Raw genomic sequence first — 7,752 nt, forward strand, 5'->3', positions numbered from 1 at the left:
GCGACATGGGCCCGAATGGCCAGGCCAGAGAGGCCCGAACCTCGCGGCCCGCCGTCACCAGGCCATCACGCAGCCCGCTGAGGCGCCGGCGAAAAGACAGCAACGTCGTTACGCCACCAGCCCCTGCCAGAGCAGCGCGCCGTTGAGGAACAGGATCACGCCGGCGCTCAGCCAGGCCAGCGCCAGGGGCACGCCGCGCACGCGCCACGCGCCCATCAGCTCGCGGCTGGAGCCGAACAGGATCAGCGGCACCACCGCGAGCGGCAGGCTCAGGCTCAGCACCACCTGGCTGGCCACCAGCAGCTCGGCCGAGCCGTGCTGGCCGAACACGCCGACCGCCGCCAGCGCCGGCACGATGGCCAGGCCGCGCGTGAGCAGCGCGCGCCGGGTGCGGGAGATGCGCAGCTTGAGGAAGCCTTCCATCACCGCCTGGCCGGCCAGCGTGCCGGTCAGCGTGGAATTGAGGCCGCATGCCAGCAGCGCGCCGGCGAACAACAGGCTGGCCCAGTTCGAGTGGAGCAGCGGGTCCAGCAGGCGGTGGGCATCGGCCAGGTCGGTGACCTCGGTCCTGCCGCTGGCGTGGAACACGGCCGCCGCCAGGATCAGCAGTGCGGCGTTGATGAGAAAGGCGAAGGCCAGCGAGCCGAAGGTGTCCAGGTTGACGCCGCGCAGCGCGGCGGCCACGTCCGGCGTGCCGGCCTGGGGCACAGGCGCCGTCCTTGCCTGCGCCGCCTGCGGGCCAGGCCCGAACTTGCGCACCAGCGCCGAATGCAGGTAGAGGTTGTGCGGCATCACGGTGGCGCCCACGATCCCCGCGGCCAGCCACAGCATGCCCGCGTCGCGCACCAGTTGCGCCGAGGGCGCGAAGCCGCCCGCTACCGCCGCCCAGTCGGGCTGCGCCATGGCCAGCTGCGCGGCGAAGCACAACGCCACCATCAGTATCAGGGCGGCCACCAGCGCTTCGAGCGTGCGCCGGCCCTGGCGCTGCACGGCCAGCATCGCCACCGTGCCGACTGCCGAGAGCAGCACGCCTACCCACAGGTTCACATGCAGCAGCAATTGCAGCGCCACGGCGGTGCCGACCACTTCGGCCACGTCGCAGGCGATGATGGCGATCTCGCTGGCAATCCACAGCCCGATCACCGTGCGCCGCCCGAAGCGTTCGCGGCTCAGCTGCGCCAGGTCGCGCCCGGTGACCACGCCGATGCGCGCCGCGATCCACTGCAGGAGCATGGCAACGACACTGGCCGCGGCCACCACCGCGAGCAAGCCATAACCGTACTTGGCGCCGCCGGAAATCGCGGTAGCCCAGTTGCCCGGGTCCATGTAGCCGACCGCCACCAGGGCGCCGGCGCCGAGGAAAGCCAGGCGCCGCGGCTGGGCAGCCTGCGCGGACGGGGCCGGCCGCGTTGCTTCGACCGCGGCGAGCGGGGCGGGCGGGCCGGGCAGGGTGAGCTGGTCGAGAGGCGGTGGCATGGCTGGTGCTCGGGTGATACAGCGTGAAGCCGGCGGCCCGCGAATGGTGGTGCCGCGCGACGGATGATTCATTGTCGGCAATACGATGAGGAGCCGCCAATTGTAAATGCCAATCACTCTCATTTGCCGAATGAAATGTGCGGCAAATAACGCGCGTAAAGTGCGTCATGGGATTCTTTGAGCGGTCGCCATACGACCCGCCAGTCCGACACGACAGCATCCGGCGCCATGGATCATGCCGATGCGCCATCCGTGCGCAGTTGGACCACCGGCGCCGTGCCACAGCGGCCGCGCCGCGAATGCCCCGCGGCCGCATGCCGGCAGCCCGGCGTGCCGGTCATGGACGAGCAGTTGCCGGGCCTTGCCTGTGCCTATTGCCTGTGCCTATTGCCTGTGCCTATTGCCTGTACCTATTGCCTGATAAAGGCGAGCAGGTCTTCGTTGATGATGTCCGGGTGGGTGGTGCACATGCCGTGCGGGAAGCCCTTGTAGACCTTGAGGGTGCCGTTGCGGACCAGCTTGATGGACAGCAGCGCCGCATCGGCGATGGGCACGATCTGGTCGTCATCGCCGTGCATGATCAGGACCGGCACTTCGATCTGCTTGAGGTCTTCGGTGAAATCCGTCTCGGAGAACGCCTTGATGCAGTCGTAGTGGGCCTTTGTCCCGCCCATCATGCCCTGGCGCCACCAGTTCTCCTTGATGCCTTCCGAAACCGCCGCACCGTCGCGGTTATAGCCATAGAAGGGAATCGGCACATCCTTGTAGAACTGGGCGCGGTTGGCGGCGACCTGGGCGCGGAAGCCGTCGAATACCTCGAGCGGCAGGCCACCGGGATTGGCGTCGCTCTTGACCATGATGGGCGGTACCGCGCCGATCAGCACCGCCTTGGCGACACGGCCGGTGCCGTGCCTGGCCACGTAGCGGGCGACTTCGCCGCCACCGGTGGAATGGCCGACATGCACGGCGTTGCGCAGGTCGAGGTGGGCCGCCAGCGCCGCCACGTCGGCTGCGTAGGTGTCCATGTCATTACCCGTCGCGGTCTGGGTGGAGCGGCCGTGCCCGCGGCGATCGTGCGCGATCACGCGGTATCCCCTGGACAGGAAGAAGAGCATCTGTGCATCCCAGTCGTCGGCGCTGAGCGGCCAGCCATGATGGAACACGACAGGCTGGCCCGTGCCCCAGTCCTTGTAGTAGATCTTGGTTCCGTCCCTGGTGGTGATGGTGTTCATGAGATGACTCCTTGCGGCGGGGTCATGCCGGCTGCGCGAGGAAGGCGGACCCCTGCGTTCATGGCGACCGACGTGCTGCGGCCGGCGAGAGTGACATCGTGGACAACCTTAGGAGAATAGACGGCGAAACCGGCCGGCGCGAGGCCGGCCTGCACGGGGAACGCTCCGGCACTGTCCTGTGCCGCTCCCGCACCGAAGCCGGCCGCCCTACTGCTTGCGCGGCACCAGCAGCAGTGCGCCCTCCGGCTGCCCGTAGTAGCGCCGGCCGCTGCCTGCGCCGGGACCGGGAGGCTTTGGGCGCGCCGCGCCGGTAATCGAACAAATAGAAGCACTGAAACGGCGCAAGCCCGGCCGCGCCCGCCGCACCGGGCGAGAGGCGGCGTAGAATTGGCCGCTTCCGGGCCTCGCCGCCGCGGTCGCGGGCCCGGGCCCTGCGGGAGGCTGCGCACAAGAAAGAGGCGCTATCGAGAACAGGCGAAGCGGTCCTGGCCAGACGCGCGGCTGCGGACAGTGCGCCAGGTACGGCAAGACCGCGCACCGACGCCAGGATCCCTTCGATAGATAGTGCCGCCAGAAAAACGGACCTGGTTCCATCGTGAAGAAATCCCAAGCCGCGCATGGCGGCGAGTTGTCGGCGCAATTGCACGCTTCCCCGGACACATCGAATCCCTCCAGCCGCGCGCTGCACGGCATCCTGCTGCTGACGTTCGCCTTTGCGCTCAGCCAGTTCTACCGCAGTTGCCTTGCCGTGATGGCGCCGGAACTCCAGCACGACTTCGGGCTTTCGGCCGCCGGCTTCGGCACCCTGTCCTCGAGCTTCTTCCTGGCCTTCGCGGTGGCGCAGATCCCGTGTGGCATTGCCTTTGACCGCTACGGCGTGGGCAGGCCCACCGCCTTGCTGCTGGCCATCGGCGCGGTGTCTTCCCTGCTGTTCATCGTGGCGCCGAACGGCACCGTGGCCATGCTTGCGCAGGCAGGCCTGGGCCTGGCCTGCGCGCCGGTATTCATGGGGCTGCTGCATTTCGCCTCGGAGCAGTTGTCCGAGCGGGACTACACGCGCGTGGTCAGCAAATCCAACGCGACCGGCATGATCGGCGCGCTGTGTGCCACGGCGCCGCTGGGATGGGCCTCGCAGTGGCTCGGCTGGCGCGTGGCGATGGCCTTTGCGGCCCTGTGCATGGGGGCCGCCTGCTACGGCGTATGGCGCTTCGTGCGCGACGAAGGGCATGTCGAGGCGCGCAACACGCCATGGGGCTCGATGCTGCTGCAAAGCGCCCGGCTGCTGGGCCTTGCCCCCTTGTGGACGCTGATCCCGCTGTGCGTGGCGATGGCCGCCGGCACCGCCTTCCGCAATGCCTGGAGCGGCCCCTACCTGGCCAGCGTCTACCACCTGCAGGCCGGTCCGCGCGGCGTGGCGCTGACGCTGCTGAGCCTGGCCGGTTTCGCCACCGCGTTCTTCCTGCCGGTGCTGGTGCGCCACAGCACGCTCAAGGCCACCATCGGCGGCTGGTCCTGCTTCGCGCTGGCGGGGGCGGTGCTCCTGGCCATCTGGCCCGATAGCGGCGTGGCGTCGGGCGTGGCCATGATGGCCTTGTTGTCCACCATCGGCATGCTGCATCCGCTGGTCATGGCGCAGGGCCGCGGCCTGATCCCGCCGGCGGCGCGCGGGCGCGGCCTGGGCCTGCTCAACACCTTTGTCTTCCTCGGTTCCGCGCTGACGTCCTGGGGCTACGGCATGATCGCCAGCCTGGGCGATGCCGCGCACTGGCCGGTGTCGCGTACCTACGCGGCCATCTTCCTCGCGGCAGGGGTGCTGGTGGCGGCGGCCGTGGTGGTGTATCTGTTCAGCCCGCCGGCGGAGAAAAGCTGAAGCGTGACCGGCGCGTGGCGGCTATCGGCTATCCTCCATAACGCAGCAGGCGCGACTTGCACCGCACACCAGGGGGCCCCGATGCAGATGGACTGGAAGACGATCCGGAACGGCAGTGCCGATGCGCACGACGGCGCAACGGTGGAACTCAGCGGCTGGATGATCCCCCTCGATGCCGGGGCGGGCTGTGCCGACTACTTCCTGCTGGCGGCCGAATCTCCCTGTTGCGGCGGCTGCGTGCCGCGCGATCCGCTGGYCTGCGTCGAGGTCTATGCGGCGCAGCCTGTCCCCTTGCCAGCGCAGGCGGCCAGCCTGCGCGGCCGGCTGGTCCGCCTGCGGGACGATCCTGCCGGATGGCGCTACCAGCTGGTGGACGCCCGGCCCCTGACGGCGCCCGCGGCGGGCACGGCGGCTACGATGAGCCGACGCGTATTCCTGGCATCCGGCGCGGCGCTCGGGCTGGCGGCCTGCGCGCCGGGACGGTTCGCGGGCTATACCGAAAGCCCGCAGGAGGCCGAGAGCGGAGCCGGCGGCGCGCAGCCCGAGGAGGCCCCGATCAAGTGGAAGCCGGCCGCGGATGCCATGACGATCGACATGCACAGCCACGCGGGCCGCGTGATCGTCTCGCGCGACCCCGCCATCGGCGCCAGGCGGCCGTTCCTGCCGCTGGCCGCGCCGATGCGCGCCGGCGGCATGAACGTGATCTGCCTGGCCATCGTCACCGACACCACGGTGACGCGCGTCTCCGCCAACCGCACCCGCTTCGAAGCCTGGCGCACGCCGCAGGAGGGCGAGCTGTATGCGCTGGGCCGCACCGAATTCGCGCGCGCCCACGAACTGGTCGCGCGCGAGCAGATGCAGGTGGTCACCAGCGCGGCCACGCTGGCGGCGCAGGGCCACGCCGGGCCGTGCGCGATCATCGCGGCGGAAGGCGCGGATTTTCTCGAAGGCCGGCTGGACCGCGTGGACGAGGCCTTCAACCTGCACCAGTTGCGCCACTTGCAGCTCACGCACTACCGCATCAACGAGCTCGGCGACATCCAGACCGAAACCCCGGTGCACGGGGGCCTCACGGACTTCGGCGCGGCGGTGGTGCGGCGCTGCAATGCGCTGGGGATCGTGGTGGACGTGGCGCACGGCACCTATGACCTGGTCAAGCGCGCGGCGGCGGCATCCAGCAAGCCGCTGGTCATCTCGCATTCCGCGCTGGCTGCCCGCCCCGGCGCGCGCAGCCGGCTGATCTCTCCTGACCATGCGCGCGCGATCGCCGCCACCGGCGGCGTGATCGGCGTGTGGCCGAGTTCCGGCACGTTCCACACCCTCCAGGCGATGGCCGAGGGCATCAAGCGCATGGCCGACGTGGTGGGCGTGGAGCACGTCGGCCTGGGCACCGACATGCTCGGCTTTATCTCGCCGCCGGTGTTCACCGGCTACGAGCAACTGCCGTCGCTGGGCGACGCGCTGGTCGCCGCCGGCTTCACGCAGGACGAGACGGGCATGATCCTGGGCGGCAACTACCGCCGGGTGTTCGAGGCCTGCGTCGGCTAGCGCCGGCGCTGCCGCATCACGCTCACGATCCCTTGCGCCGCCGGTACTCCTGCCGGCCGACGAGGAACGCGCCCAGCGCCACCATCAGGGCCAGCCCATACCAGGTGATGGCATAGCCGAGGTGGCTGTTGTGGAAGGAAATCACGGTCAGCCCGCCAACCGGCCACACGCGCTGGGCGCCCTGCTGCTGCGGCACCGTGCCTTCGGGATCGGCCGCGGCGGCATTGACGGCAACGTTGGCGGCAGGCGAGCCGCCGGCCGCCGCGTCGGCATCGATGAAGTACGGCGCCACGTCCTGCAGGCCGCGCGCGGCGGCAATCGCCGGCACATCGCGGTTGTACCAGCGATTGGCCGCCGGGTCGTTGTGGCGCAGGAAGGCGTCGCCGGCCTCGCTCATGCGCAGCAGCCCGGTGACGGTGGTCTCGCCGGCCGGATCGTACTGGCTGCGCGTGGTCCGGTCGGCGCGCTCGGGCGACACGAAGCCGCGGTTGACCAGCACCACGCTGCCGTCCGCGGTGCGCAGCGGGGTGATCACCCAGAAGCCGCCGCCCAGGTCCGTCACCGCCTGGACCAGCGTTTCGCGGTCGTTGAGGAAAGTGCCGGACACGCGCACGTGCTTGTATTCGTCGGTGGCCGCGGCGACCTGCGGCCACTGCGCGCGACCGGGCGCCGCGACGGGCGGGGCATGCACGCGCGAGTTGACGCGCTCGATCAGGTCTAGCTTCCAGGCGCGGCGCTGGACCTGCCAGGTGCCGAGCCCGACCAGGACGGAAAAGGCGAAGGCGGCCAGGACGGCGAAGACGACGAGCGCGGCGATGCCACGTCGGGGAGCGGGTTGCGGATGGCGCGCGGCGCCGGCATTTTGCTGTTGCTGGGGGTGTCGGGGAGCGATCAAGGTAGGTTCTTCGTGTCGTGCATAGCCGGCATCATATTCTGATCCAGGTGGAACATCACCCAGAGCGAGCCGCTCAGCGCGATCACGACGAGCACGATGGTGAAGATCAGCGCCAGCATGGTCCACCCACCCTCGGATTTGAAGTTCATGTGCAGGAAGTAGATCATGTGCACGACGATCTGCACGGCGGCGCAGGCAAGCAGCACCAGCGCGGTGGTGCTGGACTTGTCGAACACCTTCGCCATCACCAGCCAGAACGGGATGGCGGTCAGGATGACGGCGAGCACGAAGCCCGTCATGTAGCCGCCGAAGGTGGCGTGCATGGCGTCGTCGCCATGGCCGTCGTGGCCATGGTGCCCGTCGTGGCCGTGCGCGCCGCCGCCGCCCGCCATCGTGTTGTCATGCGCGTTCATGGCAGCGCTCCCATCAGGTAGACGAAGGTGAACACCCCGATCCAGACCACGTCCAGGAAGTGCCAGAACATGGACAGGCACATCAGGCGGCGCCGGTTCTCCGGGATCAGCCCGCGCTGGCCGACCTGCACCATCAGCGTGATGAGCCATACGATGCCCACCGTCACGTGCAGGCCGTGCGTGCCGACCAGCGTGAAGAACGAGGACAGGAAGGCGCTGCGCTGCGGCCCCGCGCCCTCGTGGACCAGGTGCGCGAACTCATACAGCTCGAGCCCGAGGAAGCACGCGCCCAGCAGGCCGGTGATGGCCAGCCAGAGC

General features: G+C 69.6%; 7 protein-coding genes. 2 read left to right on the plus strand and 5 right to left on the minus strand.

The window, feature by feature from the left end; translation table 11 throughout:
- Positions 1-108: 108 nt before the first annotated feature.
- Together AC1DO7_RS01735 and AC1DO7_RS01740 are read right to left on the minus strand one after the other, a co-directional pair.
- Positions 109-1,476, minus strand: a complete 1,368-nt coding sequence (locus AC1DO7_RS01735) for an Nramp family divalent metal transporter (protein ID WP_441612004.1) — start codon at positions 1,474-1,476, stop codon at positions 109-111.
- A gap of 410 nt (positions 1,477-1,886) precedes the next feature.
- Positions 1,887-2,708 (minus strand): alpha/beta fold hydrolase, encoded by an 822-nt coding sequence (locus AC1DO7_RS01740; RefSeq protein ID WP_441612003.1) that lies wholly within the window; start codon positions 2,706-2,708, stop codon positions 1,887-1,889.
- 628 nt (positions 2,709-3,336) lie between these two features.
- Between AC1DO7_RS01740 and AC1DO7_RS01745 the strand changes: the two genes are divergently transcribed.
- The gene (locus AC1DO7_RS01745) at positions 3,337-4,578 is read left to right on the plus strand and encodes an MFS transporter (protein ID WP_441612269.1); all 1,242 of its coding nucleotides are present in this window, start codon (positions 3,337-3,339) and stop codon (positions 4,576-4,578) included.
- 81 nt (positions 4,579-4,659) lie between these two features.
- The gene (locus tag AC1DO7_RS01750; RefSeq protein ID WP_477115721.1) at positions 4,660-6,126 is read left to right on the plus strand and encodes a dipeptidase; all 1,467 of its coding nucleotides are present in this window, start codon (positions 4,660-4,662) and stop codon (positions 6,124-6,126) included.
- A 22-nt stretch (positions 6,127-6,148) separates the two neighbouring features.
- Here the strand turns inward: AC1DO7_RS01750 and AC1DO7_RS01755 are convergent, their stop codons facing one another.
- The 3 genes from AC1DO7_RS01755 to AC1DO7_RS01765 all read right to left on the minus strand — a co-directional run.
- On the minus strand, positions 6,149-7,018 hold the full coding sequence (locus AC1DO7_RS01755) for an SURF1 family protein (protein ID WP_441612268.1): 870 nt from the start codon (positions 7,016-7,018) through the stop codon (positions 6,149-6,151).
- Positions 7,018-7,434 (minus strand): cytochrome o ubiquinol oxidase subunit IV, encoded by a 417-nt coding sequence (gene cyoD, locus AC1DO7_RS01760; protein WP_441612001.1) that lies wholly within the window; start codon positions 7,432-7,434, stop codon positions 7,018-7,020. The genes AC1DO7_RS01755 and cyoD overlap by 1 nt, the downstream gene beginning before the upstream one ends.
- Positions 7,431-7,752: cytochrome c oxidase subunit 3 (locus AC1DO7_RS01765; RefSeq protein ID WP_477115722.1), on the minus strand; the 322-nt coding region annotated here is incomplete at its 5' end. The genes cyoD and AC1DO7_RS01765, both read right to left, overlap by 4 nt.

This window comes from Cupriavidus sp. 05N40 (genome assembly GCF_056397305.1).